The organism is Mesorhizobium jarvisii (assembly GCF_003601985.1).
Taxonomy (GTDB): domain Bacteria; phylum Pseudomonadota; class Alphaproteobacteria; order Rhizobiales; family Rhizobiaceae; genus Mesorhizobium; species Mesorhizobium jarvisii.
This window is the reverse complement of the sequence record NZ_QZXA01000004.1, coordinates 215,260-233,816: the sequence shown is the minus strand read 5'-3', so window position 1 is coordinate 233,816 and position 18,557 is coordinate 215,260. Positions and strand designations below refer to the sequence as shown.

At 64.6% G+C, this 18,557-nt stretch carries 18 protein-coding genes; 8 read left to right on the top strand and 10 right to left on the bottom strand.

Features of this window, described 5'->3' with window-relative positions; translation table 11 throughout:
- Positions 1-31 precede the first annotated feature (31 nt).
- From D3242_RS12160 to D3242_RS12150, 3 genes are all read right to left on the bottom strand, one after another.
- Positions 32-1,624, bottom strand: coding sequence for a peptide chain release factor 3 (locus tag D3242_RS12160; protein WP_019862922.1), 1,593 nt, complete (start codon positions 1,622-1,624; stop codon positions 32-34).
- 100 nt (positions 1,625-1,724) lie between these two features.
- A complete protein-coding gene (locus tag D3242_RS12155; RefSeq protein ID WP_081296118.1) occupies positions 1,725-2,654 on the bottom strand; it encodes a haloalkane dehalogenase in 930 nt (309 codons plus the stop codon).
- Positions 2,651-3,247: a TetR/AcrR family transcriptional regulator gene (locus D3242_RS12150; RefSeq protein WP_019862920.1), complete on the bottom strand. Its 597-nt coding sequence runs from the start codon at positions 3,245-3,247 to the stop codon at positions 2,651-2,653. The genes D3242_RS12155 and D3242_RS12150 overlap by 4 nt, the downstream gene beginning before the upstream one ends.
- Positions 3,248-3,373: 126 nt before the next feature.
- Here D3242_RS12150 and D3242_RS12145 point away from each other — a divergent pair, with 126 nt between their 5' ends.
- Positions 3,374-4,447: an NAD(P)/FAD-dependent oxidoreductase gene (locus D3242_RS12145; protein ID WP_064984516.1), complete on the top strand. Its 1,074-nt coding sequence runs from the start codon at positions 3,374-3,376 to the stop codon at positions 4,445-4,447.
- Here the strand turns inward: D3242_RS12145 and D3242_RS12140 are convergent.
- From D3242_RS12140 to D3242_RS12130, 3 genes are all read right to left on the bottom strand, one after another.
- A complete protein-coding gene (locus D3242_RS12140) occupies positions 4,441-5,814 on the bottom strand; it encodes an amidase (protein ID WP_064984719.1) in 1,374 nt (457 codons plus the stop codon). The genes D3242_RS12145 and D3242_RS12140 overlap by 7 nt on opposite strands.
- Positions 5,815-6,135: 321 nt before the next feature.
- Positions 6,136-6,936 carry a class II glutamine amidotransferase gene (locus tag D3242_RS12135; protein WP_019862917.1) on the bottom strand — a complete coding sequence of 267 codons (801 nt, stop codon included), beginning with the start codon at positions 6,934-6,936 and terminating at the stop codon, positions 6,136-6,138.
- Positions 6,937-6,951: 15 nt separating this feature from the next.
- Positions 6,952-7,200 (bottom strand): DUF6356 family protein, encoded by a 249-nt coding sequence (locus tag D3242_RS12130; protein ID WP_038651849.1) that lies wholly within the window; start codon positions 7,198-7,200, stop codon positions 6,952-6,954.
- 113 nt (positions 7,201-7,313) lie between these two features.
- Between D3242_RS12130 and D3242_RS12125 the strand changes: the two genes are divergently transcribed.
- The 5 genes from D3242_RS12125 to D3242_RS12105 all read left to right on the top strand — a co-directional run bounded on the left by D3242_RS12125 (position 7,314) and on the right by D3242_RS12105 (position 10,932).
- Positions 7,314-7,784 carry an Lrp/AsnC family transcriptional regulator gene (locus D3242_RS12125; RefSeq protein ID WP_038651846.1) on the top strand — a complete coding sequence of 157 codons (471 nt, stop codon included), beginning with the start codon at positions 7,314-7,316 and terminating at the stop codon, positions 7,782-7,784.
- A gap of 96 nt (positions 7,785-7,880) precedes the next feature.
- Positions 7,881-8,366 (top strand): dUTP diphosphatase, encoded by a 486-nt coding sequence (gene dut, locus D3242_RS12120; RefSeq protein WP_019862914.1) that lies wholly within the window; start codon positions 7,881-7,883, stop codon positions 8,364-8,366.
- Positions 8,366-9,025, top strand: a complete 660-nt coding sequence (locus tag D3242_RS12115; protein WP_019862913.1) for an HAD family hydrolase — start codon at positions 8,366-8,368, stop codon at positions 9,023-9,025. Before dut ends, D3242_RS12115 begins: the two co-directional genes overlap by 1 nt.
- Before the next feature lie 172 nt (positions 9,026-9,197).
- Positions 9,198-10,052 (top strand): hypothetical protein, encoded by an 855-nt coding sequence (locus tag D3242_RS12110; RefSeq protein WP_064984515.1) that lies wholly within the window; start codon positions 9,198-9,200, stop codon positions 10,050-10,052.
- A 76-nt stretch (positions 10,053-10,128) separates the two neighbouring features.
- On the top strand, positions 10,129-10,932 hold the full coding sequence (locus D3242_RS12105) for an isocitrate lyase/PEP mutase family protein (RefSeq protein WP_019862911.1): 804 nt from the start codon (positions 10,129-10,131) through the stop codon (positions 10,930-10,932).
- Between the two features lie 27 nt (positions 10,933-10,959).
- Here D3242_RS12105 and D3242_RS12100 read toward each other — a convergent pair whose 3' ends face one another.
- A complete protein-coding gene (locus D3242_RS12100; RefSeq protein ID WP_064984513.1) occupies positions 10,960-11,658 on the bottom strand; it encodes a sulfate transporter family protein in 699 nt (232 codons plus the stop codon).
- A gap of 94 nt (positions 11,659-11,752) precedes the next feature.
- Positions 11,753-12,655 (bottom strand): DMT family transporter, encoded by a 903-nt coding sequence (locus D3242_RS12095; protein ID WP_064984718.1) that lies wholly within the window; start codon positions 12,653-12,655, stop codon positions 11,753-11,755.
- Between the two features lie 243 nt (positions 12,656-12,898).
- Between D3242_RS12095 and D3242_RS12090 the strand changes: the two genes are divergently transcribed.
- Positions 12,899-13,891 carry an adenosine kinase gene (locus D3242_RS12090; protein WP_027047691.1) on the top strand — a complete coding sequence of 331 codons (993 nt, stop codon included), beginning with the start codon at positions 12,899-12,901 and terminating at the stop codon, positions 13,889-13,891.
- A 393-nt stretch (positions 13,892-14,284) separates the two neighbouring features.
- Positions 14,285-14,977: an antitoxin Xre/MbcA/ParS-like domain-containing protein gene (locus D3242_RS12080; RefSeq protein WP_064984511.1), complete on the top strand. Its 693-nt coding sequence runs from the start codon at positions 14,285-14,287 to the stop codon at positions 14,975-14,977.
- Positions 14,978-14,989: 12 nt separating this feature from the next.
- Here D3242_RS12080 and D3242_RS12075 read toward each other — a convergent pair whose 3' ends face one another.
- Positions 14,990-16,075 (bottom strand): sensor domain-containing diguanylate cyclase, encoded by a 1,086-nt coding sequence (locus D3242_RS12075; protein WP_064984507.1) that lies wholly within the window; start codon positions 16,073-16,075, stop codon positions 14,990-14,992.
- Between the two features lie 177 nt (positions 16,076-16,252).
- Positions 16,253-18,532, bottom strand: a complete 2,280-nt coding sequence (locus D3242_RS12070; RefSeq protein WP_019862900.1) for an NADP-dependent malic enzyme — start codon at positions 18,530-18,532, stop codon at positions 16,253-16,255.
- Positions 18,533-18,557: the final 25 nt, after the last annotated feature.

Here is an 18,557-nt window from a genome sequence, read left to right as displayed (position 1 = left end):
CTCCCACAAGGGGAGAAGGAAGAAACACAGCTCACGCCGCCTTGTCGCGGACCTGGTAGTCCTTGATGGTGGCGAAGCGGATCGCTTTCCAGCGCTCGGCTTCGTAGTTCAGCGAGAAAGCGTGCTGGGCCAGGAACACCGGGTCGTTATCGAGGTCCCTGGCGATGTCGCCGCGATGCGCCTCGATAAAGCGAAGCGTCTCGGCCTTGTCGTCGGCCGAGATCCAGCGGCAGACGGAAAAGCGCGACATTTCGAACTCGACCGGCAGCGTGTATTCGAAGTTCAGCCGCTCCTTCAACACGTCGAGCTGCAGGGCGCCGACGACGCCGACGATGGCCGGTGAGCCGTCCTCGGGCGAGAACAACTGCACGACGCCTTCCTCGGCCATCTGGTGCAGCGCTTCCTTGAGTTTCTTCGCCTTCATGGCGTCGCCGAGGCGCACGCGGCGCAGGATTTCCGGGGCGAAGTTCGGCACGCCCCTGAAAAGAATTTCCTCGCCCTCGGTCAGCGTGTCGCCGATGCGCAGCGTGCCGTGGTTGGGAATGCCGACGACGTCGCCGGCAAAGGCTTCATCCGCCGTGACGCGGGTGCGGGCGAAGAAGAATTGCGGCGCCGACAGGCTCATCGGCTTGCCGGTGCGCACCAGCTTGGCCTTCATGCCGCGCTCGAGCTTGCCCGAGCAGACGCGCACGAAAGCGATACGGTCGCGGTGGTTGGGGTCCATGTTGGCCTGGATCTTGAAGACGAAGGAGGTCATCTTGTCCTCGGTGGCCTCGACCTTGCGGGTGTCGGCCTCCTGCGCGCGCGGCGGCGGGCCGAAGGCGCCGAGCGCCTCGATCAGGTCGCGCACGCCGTAATTGCGCAGCGCCGAGCCAAAATAGACCGGCGTCAGATGGCCCTCGCGGAAGGCATCGATGTCGAGGGGGCGGCACGCTTCCCGCGCGAGTTCCAGTTCCTCGATGAAGGCCTCGCGCTCGTTTTCCGGCAGCAGCCCGGCGACGCGGTTGGAATCGGGGCCGTTGACCGGCGTACGTTCCTTCTCGTCGTCGCCCTTGCGCACTGCGTTCAACGCCAGGTGATAGGTTCCGGAAAACGTCCTGCCGCGGCCGATCGGCCAGGTGATAGGTGCGGTGTCCAGCGCCAGCTTCTGCTCGATCTCGTCCAGAATCTCGAACGGGTCGCGGCTTTCGCGGTCCATCTTGTTGACGAAGGTGATGATCGGAATGTCGCGCAGCCGGCAGACTTCGAACAGTTTCAGCGTGCGCGGCTCGATGCCCTTGGCGGCGTCGATGACCATGACGGCCGAGTCGACCGCCGACAGCGTGCGGTAGGTATCGTCGGCGAAATCCTCGTGGCCAGGCGTGTCGAGCAGGTTGAAGACATTGTCTTCATACTCGAAGGTCATCACCGAGGTGACGACCGAAATGCCGCGCTCGCGCTCGATCTTCATCCAGTCGGACCGGGTCTGGATCTTGTCCTTCTTGGCCTTGACCTCGCCGGCAAGCTGAATGGCACCGCCGAACAGCAGCAGCTTTTCGGTGAGCGTCGTCTTGCCGGCGTCGGGGTGCGCGATGATCGCGAAGGTGCGGCGGCGCGCCACTTCCTCTGGTATTGTTTCGGGCATTCTCTGGGATTTCCGTGTGACAGGCCGGGCTTCTAGCAGCGTAGTGCCGGGCTGTCGACCGGTCCGGCGGCGCGGACGCCCCCGGATGCCATGGCTTGCCTCAGGCCAGCTCGCCCATCCGGTTCGCCAAAACGACCTCCGGAAGCCAGCTGGCGATGGCGCCGCCTATCGCGTCGGCATGATCCTCCTGCAGATAGTGCGCACCAGGCCCGAGATTGATGAAACCGCAGTTCTTCAAACCGGCCGCGAATTCGCGCGCGGCCTGCGGCCCGATCAGCGCGCCCGGATCGCCCGCGAACAGCAGTTTCGGATAGGTGGACAGCCGCAGCGCGCGATGGTCGTGCTGGCTGATGGCAGCAACGTCGGCGGGCCGGCCTTCGATGGGCATTTCCCGGGGCAGGCGCAGCACCGGCTTGCGCGATTGCAGCGTCGGGAACGGTGCCCGGTAAGCGTCCATCTCGTCGTCACTCATCGTGCGCAGCACCGAGGCCGGCAGCACTTTCTCGACGAAGACATTGTCTTCCAGGACCAGCTTTTCGCCGACGCCGGGCGTGCGGAGCGCCTTGAACATTTCGCGGGCTTGCGGGCGCTGGTGAAAATCCTCCCAGCGCTCGAAGGGCCGGATGAATTCCATGAAGGCGAGGCCGAGGATGCGCTGCGGCCGCCTTGCCGCGAGATGGAAGGCAAGGGCCGTGCCCCAATCCTGCGCGACCAGCACAACATCCCTGATGTCGAGCGCGTCGAGGAAAGCATCGAGATAGCGGACATGGTCGAAGAAGCGATAGTCGATATCGGGCTTGCCGGACTGGCCATAGCCGATCAGGTCAGGCGCGATGCAGCGGCCGAACGGGGCGACATGCGGGATGATGTTGCGCCAGATATGGGACGAGGTCGGGTTGCCGTGCAGGAACAGCACGGTCGGGCCGGACGCTCCCGCCTCGACATAGGACATGGTCGAATCGAGTGCGGGAATCTGCAAGCGTCTCGGCGCGGTGGCGACCGGCTGAGGCGGGTTGGCTTTCGAACTCATGGGGTCGGCTCCTTTGCAAACACCGTGCTGAAGATGACTTTCTTGAACCGCTCGAGCGGTTCGGGGCTGCGCTCAACCTTCATGCGCAGCATGGCGCCCTGCCAGGACGACAGCAGGAAGTCGGCGAGGTCCTCGGCCTCGAAGGTCTTGGCGATGTCGCCGGCCGCCTGGCCTTCGGCGATGCAGACGGCGAATGGCTGGCGCCAGCGCTCGAAGATGGCGACGAGCTGCAAACGCAACGGCTCGCTGTGCACGGCTGTCTCAAGGCTGAGATTGCCGATCATGCAGCCGCGCGCCCAGTCATGCGCCTCGAGCTTCGAGGTGATGACGTCGAGGTAGCGGCGCAGCCTGCCTATGGGCGGCGTGCCGTCCTGCGCCAGCGCAGCCTCGACCAGCCCGCTGACATAGGTGAAGTAGCGGTCCAGCACTTCGCCGACGAACGCCTCCTTGGAGGCGAAATGGTTGGTGAAGGATCCCGGCCGGGCGTCGGCGGCGGCAACGATGTCGCGCACGCCAGCGGCGGCATAACCTGAATTCCAGATGGTCCGGAAACCGGCGTCGAGAAGTTTTTCGCGGAGTGATTGTCTAGCCATGTTCAAATAATACGTACGTACGTATTGATGTCAAGCGCATATTTTTACCGTGTCCGATGTTGGCAAGCGACGAATGGGGTGGCACTGCAAGAGCGTCCTCGGCGGACAACAGGTAAAGGAGTGAACATGGCTGCGGTGAAACAAGTGATCGTCATAGGCGCCGGCATTATCGGCGCCTCGATCGCCTGGCATCTGACCAGGGCAGGAGCGCAGGTCACGGTCATTTCCGAAAGCGGCGCGGGTGGTGTCGCGACGCCCAATTCGTTTGCCTGGATCAACGCCAGCTGGGGTAACCCCGAAATCTATTTCCGGCTGCGCACCCGCGCCATGGCCGAGTGGAGGCGACTGGCGAACGAGTTGCCTGGGCTGCCGCTCGCCTGGTGCGGCGGGCTATGCTGGGACCTGCCGGCCGACCGGCTCGAAGCCTACGCGGCCGAACATTCTTCATGGGGCTACGGCATCGAACGCGTTGGCCGCGAGCGGGCGGCGCAAATCGAACCCAACCTCGTCGAGCCTCCTGAATTCGCTGTTTATGTCGCGGAGGAAGGCGTGGCCGAGCCGGTTGCGACGGCCAGGGCCTTGCTGGCGGATGCCGAACGGCATGGCGCGGGGGTCATTGCCAGCACGGTCTCGGCGCTGGCCCAGGCCAACGGCAGGACGACCGGCGTGGACACGTCGCATGGGCTGATTGCCGCCGACGAGGTGGTGATCGCCGCTGGCGTCGGCTCTCCCGACATCGCCGCGACGGCCGGCATCAAGCTGCCGATCGAAACGCCGCCCGGCCTGATCGTCCATTCGCGGCCCCACAAGAAGCTGCTCAACGGCCTGGTGCACGCCGAGAGGCTGCATGTGCGCCAGACGGCCGAGGGCCGCATCATCGCCGGCTCGGATTTCGCCGGCGGCGATCCCGGCCAGAACCCCGAAGCGACGGCGCGCGACCTGTTCGCGGTGACGAAGGCGGCGTTGCGCGGCGCCGAGGGACTGGAACTCGATTTCCACACCATCGGCTACCGCCCCCATCCGATCGACGGCTTTCCGATCATCGGCCGCGCCGAGGGCATGGGCGGGCTCTATGTCGCGGTCATGCATTCGGGCATCACGCTGGCGCCGGCCGTCGGCCTGTTTGCGGCCAGGGAAATCCTCGACGGCGAGCGCGACCCGCTGCTGGCGCCCTATGGGCTGTCGCGCTTTGCTCAATAAGCCGGCGGGCGGCGAAAGCCCCCGGTAAGCGGCTCAATGGCCGCAGCGACACCAAGCAGCCGCGCCTCCGACCAGCGTTTGCCGACCAGTTGCAGGCCGATCGGCAGGCCGTCGCGATCTTCTCCGCATGGCATGGAAAGCGCCGGATGGCCGCTGTAGTTGAAAACGGCGCCATAGGCCGGCAGCATCCAGTAGTCCTGATCCTTGCCGTCGACCTTGATCGGCGTGCCCGGCTCGCAATGCGAGAAGGCCGCGGTCATGGCCACCGGGCAAAGCAGCGCATCCCAGTCGTCGAAAAACCGATCCCAGGCGAGAATGGATGTGTCGCGGCGGGCGAGCGCTTTGAACCAGCGCGAGATCGGTGTCGGTCGCTCCGGCGGCTCCGGCTGTGCGGCCTCCATCATCATGCCGATCAGCGCGCCGCCCTGTGCGAGATCGTCGTGCAGGTCGAGCTTATGCAGTTTCGCTTCCGCGACGAGGGCGCCGGCCGATTGCAACTGACTTGCGAGGTTTTCGACCGCGACGCCGATAGCGCCGGCTACCGGCAAGCCGGAGAAGGACGGCGCGAAGGCAATGCGCAATGTCTTCAGGTCGAGCTTCGGCGTGGTCTCGATCGGCACCGGCGCCAGATCGGCGTCACGCCCATCCGGCCCGGCGATGATTTGATAGACCAGCGACAGGTCATCCACGCCGCGCGCCAGCGGGCCGAGGCAGGACATCAGCCGCACGCTGCGTTCGGCATTGCCAGGATTTGGGAAGGCGCCGGCCAGCGAGACGCGGTGTTCGGTCGGCTTCAGGCCATAGACGCCGCAGAAGGCGGCCGGCAGCCGGATTGAATCCTGCATGTCGGTGCCGACATCGAACGGCGTCATGCCGGCCGCGACCGCCGCCGCGGCGCCGCCGCTGGAGCCGCCCGCCGTACGCTCAAGGTTCCATGGATTGCTGGTGCGCCCGAACAGCGGATTGTCCGACTGCCAGTCCGACAGCATGGTGGCGACATTGGTCTTGGCCATCAGCACACCGCCGGCCGCCTTCAGTCTCGCAACGACCGGGCTGTCGTGGCTCGCGACATAGTCGGCGAAGGGCGGGAAGCCGACCGTGGTTTTCATGCCGACGGTTTTGTGCATGTCCTTCAGCGTGAAGGGAACGCCATGCAGCGGCCCGGGCGTGGCGCCGCGCGCGAGTGCCGCGTCGGCCTTCTTTGCGCGTTCGCACGCGCCCTCCCTGTCGAGCGAGATGACTGCGTTGACGCCTTCATTGTGCCGGTCGATCTGCGCCAGATGGGCATCGAGTGCTTCGACGGCGGAGATTTTGCGCCGAGCGATGGCGGCGGCGAGTTCGACGGTTGAGGAGAAGACGGGATTCATGATCAAGGCTCCGGCTTGGCCGCTTGGTTGGAAAATGGCGGACAGCGGCACGACTTCAAGCGGAGTTGAGCATTCGGAGCTTGGCTGCGTTTGATCGGAATTGCGCCGGCCGTCTGTTGAGGTCGGTACTCTACGGCGCCCCCCCTCTGTCCTGCCGGACATCTACCCCACAAGTGGGAGATTAGCAGCTTCGGCGCTTCGCTCAGTCTTGCAACGTTGGAGATTGGCGAAAGCCGTCGCGACATCCGATCTCCCCCCGTGGGGAAGATGTCCGGGAGGACAGAGGGGGGGCGCTGGCCCCCGGCGTAGCTGCAAGTGCGACTAGACGGCCACAGCCAGCCTGGCCGATGCGGGCGCGAAAGGACGGATGGCCATGCCATCCCCAGTCATGGTGACGAAGCTCGACGGCGGGATCGCCTGCCAGTCTCCACCCTCGCGATCGAAAGGTTCGGAGACGATGCAGCGGCCGCCGCCTTTGCGCAAGGAGGAGGTGTAGAGCGTCGGTGCATGGGCGTCGGTGGCATAGCGCACCGCGTGCAGCGCCTGCCCGTCCGAGAAGGCGGCGGTGAGTTTCAGTGCCGGTTCGAGGCCGGCGCGGCGCGAGGCGTCGAGCACACGGGCAGTGGCGCGCGAGACCGCGCCTTGCGGGTCGCCAGCCAATCCCTCGTCGATCATCAGCAGGAAGAACAGTTCGGAATCGGTGGTGCCTTCGCGCTGGTCGAAGACGGCGTCGGACAGCGAATTCTCCAGCGCGCGGCGGATCTTTTCAAAGCCGCCGATCTGGCCGTTGTGCATGAACGACCAGGGACCGGAGATGAAGGGATGGCAGTTCATGCGGCTGGTGGCGCCGCCGGTCGAGGCCCGCACATGGGCGAGGAACAGGCCGGATTTGATCTGCCGGCACAGGCTCTTCAGATTGGGATCGGACCAGGCCGGCAGGATGTCGCGGTAGAGGCCGGGCTGCGGCCGGTCGCCATACCAGGCGAGGCCGAAACCGTCGCCATTGGTCGGCGACTTGGCTTCCTGGGCGCAATGGCTCTGGGCGATCAGCGAGTGGCAGGGCGCCGTGAGAATGTCTTCAAGAAAGACCGCTTCACCGAGATAGGCCGCCCACCGGCACATCGCTTCTGTCGTCCTCTAGGCGCGATCCATGAGACCCGCCGGCTCCTTGGTCGCGTGTGTGCCTCTGTTGTGCGTCCGTTCGTAGAGCTCGCGGACGATTCGGCTGGCGGTAGTCTCGAAGAGAAATGGCAAGAAAGCGTGAACGAGCGCGGCGCCCGCCGCCAGCAGCAGGCGCGAGGAGAACCAGGCGGCAAAGGCCATATGGCCGAAATAGGTTTCGCCGACCTTGGCGGGGTGAGAAGTGAACATGCTTGCGACCGACATTGAGATCCCCTTCAGCGCTTGCGTTCCGATATGAGTATCCTGACACGCTTCGTCGGTTCATCGGTCCCAAAATGTCCTTGTGTTTTGTCATTCCGTGGGACAAAAATCCCAATATGGCGCTGGATATCGATGAAATAGACCGAAAACTGCTTGCCGAATTGCAACGCGACGGCACGTTGTCGGTCGACCAGCTGTCGGAACGGGTGGCGTTGTCGCGCAATGCCTGCTGGCGGCGCGTCAAGCGGCTGGAGGAGGATGGCGTCATCACCGGCCGCGTGGCGCTGGTCGATGCCGACAAGCTCGGGCTTGGCCTTTCGGTGTTCATCCTGGTCCGTACGTCCAACCATGATCCCGACTGGTTGCAGAAGTTTCGGGCGGCGGTGACCAGCCTTCCCGAGATCACCGGCGTCTACCGCATGTCCGGCGACCTCGACTATGTCCTGCGTGCCCGTGTTGCCGACGTTAAGGCTTATGACCGGCTCTACCAGCGGCTGATCGCCAAGGTGGCGCTGTCCGATGTGTCCGCCTCCTTCGTCATGGAGGAGATCAAAGAGACGACAATTGTTCCAATGGAAGTGCGCTAAAGCGTGCTCAGGTCACAGTGATGCCTGAAAGAAAGCCGTTGATAGCGGCGCGGGCGAATTGACCGAATCGGCAATCGCGCCGATAGGATCGATTTTATGCGCGCAGCCCTCCAAAACTCCTCCGTCATCGGTCCGACCGTCGGCTTCGTCAGATTGCCGCATGCTGAAGGACTTCCCCTCCCCGCCTACGAAAGCACCGGCGCCGCCGGCATGGATCTTCGCGCGGCGGTACCCGACGACCGGCCGCTGCTGATCCTGCCGGGAAAACGGGCTTTGGTGCCGACCGGGCTGATCCTGGAGATTCCCGAAGGCATGGAAGGCCAGGTGCGGCCGCGCTCCGGCCTTGCCTTCAAGCATGGCCTCACCGTGCTCAACTCCCCCGGCACGGTCGACAGCGACTATCGCGGCGAGGTGAAGGTGCTTTTGATCAACCTCGGCGACGAGGATTTTGCCGTGACGCGCGGCATGCGCATCGCCCAGATCGTTTTCGCCGCGGTGACGCAGGTGGCCGTCGAAGAGCGTTCGCTGGCTGGCGGCACGGCGCGTGGTGCGGGCGGGTTCGGATCGACCGGCACCGCCTGATGCAAATACCAAAGCTGGTTATCTTCGACTGCGACGGCATCCTCGTCGATACGGAGAATCTCGCCAATCGACGCCTCGCCGAATGGTTGGCGGCTGCCGGCTATCCGACAAGCTTCGAATATTGCCGCAAGAATTTCTCCGGCCGCAGCATGGCTTCGGTGCAGAAAGAGATCGAGGCGGCGACCGAGGTCCGGCTTGGCGCCGATTTCGTCGAGCGCTGGAATGCCGGCCTGCCGGACCTGTTTTCCCATGGCGTCGAGGCGATCCCCTATGTCCGGGAATTCATTGAGACGGTCCGCGCGGCCGGCATCCCCTATTGCGTGGCCACCTCGGCCAGGATTTCGAAGATGCACATCACGCTCGGCCAGACCGGGCTGTTGCCATTGTTCGAACATGCGATGTTTTCCTCGACCATGGTCGGGCGCGGCAAGCCGTTCCCCGACCTGTTCCTGCATGCGGCCAAGACCATGGGCTTCGCGCCCGTCGACTGCATCGTCATCGAGGACAGCGTCGCCGGGACGCAGGCCGGTATCGCCGCCGGCATGCGGGTGTTTTCCTATCATGGCGACCCCTATTCCGACCGAGATGGCCTGATCGAGGCCGGCGGCATCCTGTTCGACGACATGCGCGAGCTGGCCGGGATGGTGCCGATCCACTGATCCGGTTCCGGCACGGCTGCACGATGCTGGAACCCGTGCTAGAGCGTTTCACCGTTTCATGGAAACGGCGAACCGCTCTAACTCTTTGTTTTGACGCAATTCCAGGCGGAAAACCGCTCACACTTTTCCTGGAACTGCTCTAGCGTGAGTGGCCTGATCTTGGGGGGCGCTCATGCCAACGAACCTTTTCCGCTTCATCCTCGCCGTGATGCTGCTGCCGCTCTTGTGGACCGCGGCCGGCGCGCAAACCGTCAGCTTCCCGGATCTCGGCAGCGCCCTGCCCGGCCGCAGCGATGTCACCTATCTCGACCTGGCCAAATTGGTCATCCCGAGCCTCGCCTCGGACGGGAATGGTTTCTACAAGGGCGGATTGCCGATCGAGATGCGCCATATCGAGGGACCGGATAGCGGCGGCTCGCCGCCAGAGACATCCAGCTTCCCCAATGCCGCCGTGCTTGCCATCAGGGCCGGCGGCCAGGACCGACTGGCGATGCTGTTCGACCTTGGCGACTCTCCCGACAGTGCAGAGGGCTATGCTGTGCTGGCGCTCTACGACGTCACGGCCAAGCCGAAACTGCTCGATGCGGCCAATGTCGCGGTCGACCGCAGCACCTATTTTCGCGAGCCGAACAAGCTCTCGATCGGCGCCGGCGACGACATGCTGATCACCATGAGCACGCATTTCAATTCGAGCCAGGGCTATGTGATCACGCCGCTGATCATGGTCCGCGACGACAAATTCGAGCTGGTCGACATGATCTACACGTTCGACGAAAGGCTCTGCGCCTACAGCCGCAAGCAGGATGTGACCTTCCAGACCATCGCCGACGGCCAGCCCTATGCCGCCGTCAAGGTGACGGTCACCGACAGCACCGTGCCAAGCGATGAAAGCTGCGATGACGCGCCGCCCGAAGCGTCGTCGCACGACATTTCCGTCACCTATCATTGGGACAAGAAGACATCGCGCTACGTCAAGGATTCCGACGCGTTCGAGAAATTGGCAGCAGAGAACGAGAAACGCTTCTGAACCAAGCGCATTTATTTGCCCGGCCGAAGACGGCGCGATAGCATCCGCCCCCAAACACTTGTGATGGGGAGCATTCATGGACAAGGGCAAGATCTTTCGTGACCTGCATGCCTCGACTTTCGTCATGCCCAATCCCTGGGATCCGGGCACGACCAAGCTGCTCGGATCCTTCGGTTTCAGGGCGCTGGCGACGACAAGCGCCGGCTTTGCCTTTTCGCGCGGCCTGCCGGACGGCGCGGTGACCTTCGAGCAGATGATCCATCACTGCCGCGAGGTGACGGCGGCCACCGACCTGCCGGTCTCCGCCGATCTCGAGAAAGGCAAGGGCGACAGCGCCGAGCGGGCCGCCGAAACCATCTTCGCGGCGGAAGCCGCCGGCCTTGCCGGCTGCTCGATCGAGGACCACACCGGCGATCCCGACAGGCCGATCTATGATTTCTCCCACGCGGTCGAGCGCGTCGCGGCGGCGGCGGAGGCGGCGCGGGCCTTAAGACGCGATTTCGTCTTCACGGCGCGGGCCGAGAATTTTCTGTGGGGCAAGTCCGATCTCGACGACACCATCAAGCGGCTGCAGGCCTTCGAGAAGGCCGGCGCCGACGTGCTCTATGCGCCTGGGATCGGCGACGTCGAGATGGTGCGAACGTTGTGTTCGGCGCTCAGCAAGCCGGTCAACGTCATGGCGAAACCGGGCTTCACCATCGCCGATCTCTCAAAGGCCGGAGTGAAGCGCATTTCGCTCGGGCCGTGGCTGACCAATTTCGCCTATGGCATGCTGGAGACGGCGACGCGCGAAATCCAGCAGGACGGCACGTTCGGCTTCACCCGCGCCGCCATGCCGTTCGGCAAATTGCAGGCGCTGTTCGGCAAATCCCCGGATTAAACGGCGGCCGTCATAAGGCGACCGTGGTCAGCGACGGCTTTCCCGCGCCGAAACCGCCTTGTGCAGATGCACCATCATGGCGGCGGCGAAGAGCGGCGTCAGCAAATTGAGCAGCGGCACGGCAAGGAAGGCCGCTATGACCAGCCCGGCGAGAAACACCGTGCCGGCATACTGCCGGCGCAAGGCCCTGGCTTCATCCTCAGGGCGAAAGCGCATCGCGGCGAATTCGAAGAATTCGCGGCCGAGCAGATAGCCGTTGACGATGAAGAAGGCGGCGATGTTGATACCCGGCACCAGCAGGAGCATGAGCGCCACGATGTTGCCGAGGATGACGACGCCGAAGAACTTTATCGCCAGCACCAGCGACCGCAGCGCCGGCATGGCGCGCCCGACCGGGTCGCGGGGATAATCGGTGCGCTCGACCACTTCGGCGACATCGTCGAGGAACAAGCCGGCGATCACCGCCGTGACCGGCGCGACGAGCAGTGCCATGCCGAAGGCAAGGGCGATGGCCGCGATGATGCCGCCAAGCCAGCCGGCCCAGGACGGTATGCCCGGCAACAAGGTCTGGAGCCATGGTAAAGCCAGCCACTCGACAAGGCTGGTCAGGCCGAACCACAAGGCGACCAGCGCCAGCACGGTCAGGCCGAGCGTCTTGATGAACACGGCACGAAACGGCGGCGAGAGCAGCTCGAAGACCGCGATGCGGGCAGCGTCGAAAATCACCGTGTTTCACCCCCCGGGTCGCAGGACACCGCCGGAAGGCGGGACGCTTCCGAGATAGGCAGCGCGGGCCGCGAGCACAAGTAAATCGGGGCGTCTAACGGGCGAAGGCCGGGTTACGGACCGGAATGGTCATGGCCGCGACGCCGGCCACGACAAAAGCCATGCCGAGCCACGCCGTCGGCCCCAGGCTTTCGCCGAGGAAGACGGCGCCGATGCCGACGCCGATCGGCACGCGCAGATAGGCCTGCGACGTGGTGCCGACGGAACCCAGCGTGTGGATGAGGCGGAAATAGATGACGAAGGCAAGTGCGGTCGAAAACACCGACAGGCCGAGCAAGGCCAGGATCGACGCCGTCGATGGCGCGAGCGCCCAGGGCTGGTCGACCACCAGGCTGAGCGGCACCAGCATGACCGCGCCGCACAGCATCGAGCCTGCCGCCGGCAGCATCGGATCGAGACCCTTGAAGCTGCGGCCGAAAATGGCGGCCCCGGCATAGCAGATCGTCGCCACGACGATGGCGACCTGCGCCCACAGCTCGTGGCCGAGACCACCCAGCGCCTCGGTGCCGACAATAAGGCAGATGCCGGCTATGCCGGCACCGACACCGATCAGCTTGCGCACCGTGACCGGCTCGTGGCGGGTGATGAGCGCCGTCAGCAGGAAGGTGAAGATCGGCGAGGTCGCGTTGAGGATGGTGGCGAGGCCCGCATCGACCGAGCGCTCGGCCGCGGCGATCAGCGTGAACGGTATGACGCTGTTGAGGCAGGCCTGGAAGGCGAAGCGGCGCCAGATGGCCAGGTCGTGCGGCATCGCAAGTCCGCGCCAACGGATGACGGCGAACAGGATGCCGCCGGCGATCAAGGTGCGGGCGGCGATGAAAGTCACCGGAGGGATGGTTTCGACGCCGATCTTGATGAAAGTGTAGGAAGCACCCCACAGCACAGCCAGCACACCGAGCAATGCCAGGTCGGTTGTCGTGTCGTTCTTTGCGGACATGTGCCTGCCGTCTTCCGATGTGATCGATCGGGCTGACTTGTAGGCAACGCCGCGAAGAAATGCTTCGTCCACGGTCGAATTGTCGTAGCGCCTGGCGTGTCGCGCTCCAGGGTTCGTTGCAATTCAGGTCAGGCCGGCATCACCTGAATAGCAACATGCCCTAGGCAAAGCCGCCGCGAATCGCTAAACCCGCGCCCGGCCAGCGTGGCAAGGAGCCGGCTCGGGTTTTTGGCGGAGACATTGATGCCGGATTATGACGTGCTTTGCATCGGCAATGCCATTGTCGACATCATCGCCCAGTGCGAGGAGGCATTCCTCGAAACCAACGGCATCATCAAGGGCGCGATGAACCTCATCGACACCCACCGCGCGGAACTGCTCTACAGCCGCATGGGTCCGGCGATCGAAGCCTCGGGCGGCAGCGCCGGCAACACGGCGGCCGGCGTTGCCTCTTTCGGCGGCCGCGCCGCCTTCTTCGGCAAGGTCTCCAATGATGGGCTGGGCGAAATCTACGCCCACGACATCCGCGCGCAGGGCGTCGCCTTCGACACCAAGCCGCTCACGGGCGAGCCGCCGACGGCGCGCTCGATGATCTTCGTCACACCCGACGGCGAACGCTCGATGAACACCTATCTCGGCGCCTGCGTCGAGCTTGGGCCGGAGGATGTCGAGGCCGACAAGGCATCGGGCGCCAAGGTCACCTATTTCGAAGGCTATCTGTGGGACCCGCCGCGCGCCAAGGAGGCGATCCGGCAGACGGCCAGGCTGGCGCATGCGGCAGGCCGCGAAGTCTCCATGACGCTGTCGGATTCGTTCTGCGTCGACCGCTACCGCGACGAATTCCTCGAGCTGATGCGCTCGGGCACGGTCGACATCGTCTTTGCCAACAGCCACGAGATCAAGTCGCTCTACCAGACATCGTCCTTCGACGAGGCGCTGGCCAAGATCCGCAAGGACTGCAGAATAGCCGCCGTCACCCGCTCGGAAAAAGGCTCGGTCATCGTGCGCGGCGACGAGACCGTGGTGATCCAGGCGACGGCGATCCGGGAACTGGTCGACACGACGGGCGCCGGCGATCTCTACGCCGCCGGCTTCCTGCATGGCTATACGCAAGGCCGCGACCTCAAGACCTGCGGCGACCTTGGCTCACTGGCCGCCGGCCTGGTGATCCAGCAGATCGGCCCAAGGCCAAGGCAGAACCTGCGCCGCGAGGCGGAACAGGCTGGGTTGCTGTAGAGCTCCTTTCCCTTCTCCCCTTGTGGGAGAAGGTGTCGCCGCAGGCGACGGATGAGGGGTGTTCCAGGGAACGCCAACGTCTCACTCCGCTGGAACACCCCTCATCCGTCTTGGCGCTACGCGCCAATCCACCTTCTCCCACAAGGGGAGAAGGAAAAGCGGACCGCTTCTCACCGTCGCGCAGTTGTCACATATCGCTCCTACACGAAATCGAGAGCGTCCCGTGACTGACATTTCGGGGCGCCCGCAGTCAGATGGGATGTTGAAAAGATGCAAGACAGCAAGCTGTCGGGCGGCGCGATCCGTTGCCGCCATGATTTCCGTTTTCCGCAGTAGATATTCAGCAATCGGCCGCGGCTGAGGGAGGAGCGCACGCGGCCGGAAGACATGTGCATGAGCAGATTTCAGACAACCGGTCTTGGACAGGACGACTTCGCGGAGATGGTCGCGGAGGACGTCGAACGTGCGCTTGCCCATTATGACGAAGCGATAAACCAGTCCACCGTGGTCTCGGTCGGCAAGATCGCCGGCAGCATAGCATCCGCCGTCACCTTGCTGTCGCCAAAGCACCAGCGCGCCATCGACGCCATCCATGCCGACCTTCCCGGCCTTGCCTCGAAATTCGTGCGCGCGCTGGCGGCCGAAGCCGCGCGCCGCAGCGAAGCCGGCGTCACCGATATGCCGAGGGCGTTGCCGGCCGATGAAACGCTTGCCCCGCCGCCACGGTCCGACGACCTCGAATCGATGCTGATCGAGGACTGGGCCGGCCGCGTCGCCGGCTCGACCTATCTGGAGGAAAACCTGCGCATCGCCCGCTCGACCCTGCACCGCTGGCAGAGGCGCGGCGACGTCATCGCCTTGCGCAAGGGCGGCCGCAAGCACGTTTTCCCGCTGGCGCAGTTCGTCGACGGCAGGCCGGTCGCCGGCATAAGCAACGTGCAGTCGCTGATAGGCAATCCGAGACTTGCCTGGCTGTGGCTGACGCGCCCGGCGGCACAGCTCGACGGCCGCGTTCCGATCGACCTGCTGCGGCAGGACCAGATCGAGGAGGTCGTCGAAGCGGCACGGGCGTTCGCGCCGGGCTGAAGCCGGCGATAGCTACGCCGTCTTGCGAAGACGAGGCCTGGGCGATGGCTGTTGTGGCGCCATTTCGCTCGCGGTGACGAGCCGGTTTCGGCCGCTCTTTTTGCCGATGTACATCAGCCGGTCGGCGAGCGCGATCAGCGCTTCGGAGTCGCCGGCTTCCGCCGGATACATCGCCACGCCAACGGTGCAACCGACCTGGATGGCGCCATTGGGCGCGGGGACCTTGATTCGCAACCTTTCCAGGATGCGTTCGGCGACGCGCACGGCCTTCTGCCGTGCCAGCTCGGTGTCGGCCGAGAACAGGAAGGCGAACTCGTCGCCGCCGAGCCGGGCGACGAAATCTGCGCTGCGCAGGATCGAGCGAAGCTGGCTCGACACACGCTGCAGCAGCGCATCGCCGGCCTCGTGGCCGAGCGTGTCATTGACTTCCTTGAACCGGTCGAGGTCGATGAACAGCAGCCCGGCCGCCTCGCCGGTGGCGCCGCAGCGGGCGACCACCGATTTGAGCTCGTTGTGGAACGCACGCCGGTTGGGCAGGTCGGTCAAGGCATCGTGGTTGGCCGAATGGTCGCTCTGCTGCTTCGCCACCTCGATCTCGCGCTTTTGCGCGGAGAGTTCCTCGTTGGCGGTCTTCAGATCCAGTACCAGCTGGGCGTTGAGGTCCTCGACGACCTTGCGGTCGCTGATGTCGACGACGAAGCCCTCCAGGAATTCGAGTTCGCCGGCTTTGTCCCAGACACCGCCGCCGATCTCGCGGACCCAGAGCGGTTCGCCGACCCTGGGCACGATACGGTAGTCGACGTTCCAGTTGCAGCGCGCCTCGAGCGCGGCGTCGACGGCGGCATAGACCGATGGCAGGTCATCCGGATGGATGGCCGAGACATAGTCGCGCACCGCATTGTGGATGAAATCGCTCGGCCGATAACCGCTGACGGTGAAGATGCCGTCGCTGATATAGAGCATGGTGTAGGACGCGTCGTTGCGGCAGCGGTACAGATAACCGTCCATGCGGCCGGTAATGCTGAGCAAGGCGTCCAGCCGCTCGTCGTGGTAGACCCCCGGGCCGGCCGTGGGTACGGAAACTCCGTCATGCTTCATGGCCGCACCCCCATTTGGCGGTCTGAGCGCGCCGTGGATGCCGTTACGGCATGCGGCAAGAGTTTCCGTATATCAGGTGAATCTTATCAATCTGTTATGGGGAGCCGACGGCGTTTCGAGCGCCGCCGGGTTCGAAGAGCCGGATCGTTGGCTTCCGCCTTCGACGCGGACCGGCCTTCAAGTCCCCGCCGTGTACGCCGCGATCGCCGCCATGTTGACGATGTCCGAGTCCTTGGCGTTCAGCGAGACGATCTGCACCGGCTTGTTCAGGCCGACCAGCAGCGGGCCGATGACCGTCGAGCCGCCGAGTTCCTGCAGCATCTTGGTCGAGATCGAGGCCGAGTGGAAGGCTGGCATGATCAGCACATTGGCCGGGCCGGTGAGGCGGATGAATGGGTATTGCGCCATGGCGCGGGCATTCAGCGCGACGTCGGCGGCCATTTCGCCGTCATATTCGAAATCGACGCGGCGCTTGTCGAGGATGCGCACGGCTTCCTGGACGCGTTCGGAGCGCTCACCCTGCGGGTGGCCGAAGGTGGAATAGGCGAGCATGGCGAGCCTCGGCTCGTAGCCCATGCGGCGGGCAAAGCCTGCCGCTTCCTCGGCGATGTCGGCGATCTGCTCGGCATTCGGCATGTCGTGCACGGCGGTGTCGGCGACCAGCACGGTCTTGCCACGTGCCAGCACGATCGAGACGCCGATGACGCGGTGGCCGGGCTTGGCGTCGATGACGCGGCGGATGTCGTCGAGTGCTGTGGAATAGTTGCGGGTCACGCCGGTGACGATGCCGTCGGCGTCGCCCAGCGCCACCATGCAGGCGGCGAAATGGTTGCGGTCGTTGTTGATCAGGCGCTGGCAGTCGCGGAACAGGAAGCCTTTGCGCTGCATGCGCTCGTAGAGATAGTCGGTGTAGATGCCGTTGCGGCGCGACAGCCTTGCATTGATGATCTCGATGCCTTGCTTGTTGAGGTCGATGCCGGCGTGCTTGGCGTTTTCCTTGATGACGTCGTCGCGGCCGAGCAGGATGGCGGTGCCGAGGCGCTGGTTCACATAGGAGACGGCGGCGCGCATCACCTGCTCCTCCTCGCCCTCGGCGAAGACGATGCGCTTGGGTTGGCGGCGGACGCGGTCGTAGATGCGCTGCAGGGTCGAGGCGATCGGATCGCGGCGAGCCGACAGTTCCTGCGCATAGCGGTCGAGGTCGAGGATCGGCTTGCGGGCGACGCCCGACTCCATAGCTGCCTTGGCAACCGCCAGCGGAATGGCGGAGATCAGCCGCGGGTCGAACGGTACCGGGATGATGTAGTTGGGCCCGAATTTCGGCCGGTTGCCCTGATAGGCGGCAGCGACGTCGTCGGGCACGTCCTGGCGCGCCAGTTCGGCCAGCGCGCGGGCCGCGGCGATCTTCATGTCGTCATTGATGGTGGTCGCCCGTACATCCAGCGCGCCGCGGAAGATGTAGGGGAAGCCGAGCACGTTGTTGACCTGGTTCGGATAGTCCGAACGGCCCGTCGCCATGATGGCGTCGGTGCGGATCTCGGCCACTTCCTCCGGCGTGATTTCCGGATCGGGATTGGCCATGGCGAAGATGATCGGGTTCTTGGCCATCGATTGCACCATGGCGGTGGTCAGCGCGCCCTTGGCCGAGAGGCCGAGGAAGACGTCTGCGCCGTCGAGCGCCTCGGCAAGGCTGCGTGCCTCGGTTTTCACCGCATGCGCCGACTTCCACTGGTTCATGCCTTCGGTGCGGCCCTGGAAGACCACCCCCTTGGTGTCGCACAGGATGATGTTTTCGGGTGCGAAGCCCATCGCCTTCATCAGCTCGATGCAGGCGATGCCGGCGGCACCCGCGCCGTTGCAGACCAGCCTGGTGGTCTTCATGTCGCGGCCGGTGATCTCCAGCGCGTTGATCAGCCCGGCGGCCGAGATGATGGCGGTGCCGTGCTGGTCGTCGTGGAAGACCGGGATGTCCATCAGCTCGCGCAGGCGCTGCTCGATGATGAAACACTCCGGCGCCTTGATATCCTCGAGGTTGATGCCGCCGAAGGAGGGCCCGAGGAAGCGCACGCAGTTGATGAATTCGTCGGCATCCTCGGTGTCGACCTCGAGGTCGATGGAATCGACATCGGCGAAGCGCTTGAACAGCACCGCCTTGCCTTCCATCACCGGCTTGGAGGCCAGTGCGCCGAGATTGCCGAGGCCAAGGATGGCGGTGCCGTTGGAGATGACGGCGACCATGTTGCCACGCGTCGTATAGTCGAAGGCGCGGCTGGGGTCTTCGGCGATGGCGCGCACCGGCACGGCGACGCCTGGCGAATAGGCGAGGCTCAGATCGCGCTGCGTCGTCATCGGCTTGGTGGCGACGATCTCCAGCTTGCCGGGCCGGCCCATCGCATGAAATTCGAGCGCTTCCTGCGCGCTGACGGACGGACCGTTGTTCTCGGTTTTCCTGGCCATGATGCTTTTGATTTCCTCGCCGGTG